1 pseudogene is annotated in these 1,574 nt (G+C 25.1%); it reads right to left on the minus strand.

Annotated features, from left to right (window positions below):
• Positions 1-1,330, minus strand: a pseudogene (locus CD113_RS12410) (helix-turn-helix domain-containing protein); the annotation flags it as partial.
• Positions 1,331-1,574: the final 244 nt, after the last annotated feature.

Below are 1,574 nucleotides of genomic sequence, written 5' to 3' on the forward strand. Positions count from 1 at the left end.
GCTAATATTTAATCCTAATTTATAATTGATACGTAAATTTTGTATTTTTAAAATTGTTCGATAGATACTTCTTATTTCCATTTGCTCTAAATCAAAAAATAAAATGAATCTCATATTCGTTATATTTTTTACTGTTTAAATGACCCTTTTGCTCAATAATAGTTAAAAATAACTGCTCTATATAATGAATGTTGTCAATTTCTTCTATATTAAATGCAACATTCAAGCCATTTTGTATAATTGTCCTAACAATTTCATTTCTTTGTTCATCAGTAAATGTATTTTGACTATCAATAATTGATGGCATAATTAAAAATATGACTTGACTTTCAGCAGTAATATACCTTTTGAAAATACCTTCTAAAAAGACTAATTTCATTTCAGTTATAGTATTAACTTGAATAACAGTTTGAAATGGTTTAGCTGTATCTAAATCTTCTACATCAATATGTATGACATCCGTTAAACGGTTTTTATAATGATTAATATAAAATAAAATGTCTTTCTTTAATTCTGTTGTCTGTGGTTCTGTTAATCGTTCTACTTGTAAACCACTTTTTTTGTTAAATTTCGATAATTTACGATAATCATTTGGTGTTACTCCTATATAGTTTTTAAACATCTTAGCATATGTAGAACTGTTACTAAAACCAAGGTATCCACTAATATAACTTATAGTATGATCAGTAGTTAATAATATTTCTATAGATTCTCCAATTTTCAAAGTATCTACATAATTCTTAAACCCCATACCCATCATCAATCGGAACTGTGATGACAAATTTGATTTAGAAACAAATAATTCGTCCGCAACTTCTTGTAGAGTTAATCTTTCATGAACATGATCATAAATATAACCTAATTCCTCTTTAAGGTCACCATAATAGGCATAATTGTATTGATTTTGAGCAGTCTCTTTATCCATCGTTGCTTCAGTAGCAATAATAGTCACAATGCTTTTTATTTTAGCAATATCTTCATCATTTAACGGTTTCTTTTCCAAGGAACGATAAATTAAAGTGAGTAATAAGCATTTAAGTTTATAGGAAGATTTAATTAAATTAGCAGTATAGTGATAATTAAAAAAGGAAAAACCAAGCTCTGTAAACCAGTCACTACTTATATAAAACATGATTGTTTTACTATTTTTACTAATACTATAAACATCTAAATGATTAATAATAAAGATGTCGTCAGTAACCGTAGTACTTTTACGATATTTTTGTAAATGCATTTCGTTATCAATTGGCCAAAATATCACAATACCATCTTGGCAACGTGTTGTAGCATACTCATTATTCGTGAGCACATGCAAAACTGAATCTGCCATAATTTTACCTCTTCCTTATATAATAACTAATTTAAAAATCATTCCCTATAATATTTAACTTATTTATTTTAATATAAATTTAACACAACATTAATAGATAATCAAAAATAAAATTTTACATAAAATGTTTGTTAGATATAAATTTTTAATACTATTTATGTTTTGTTTATAAAATTAACCCTAATAATTTATGATTCTTTTTACCTTTTAAAAGTATTCGCTAATCTTAATATATCTTTAATAA

The sequence above is a fragment of the Staphylococcus simiae genome, assembly GCF_002902085.1.
Classification (GTDB): Bacteria; Bacillota; Bacilli; order Staphylococcales; family Staphylococcaceae; genus Staphylococcus; species Staphylococcus simiae.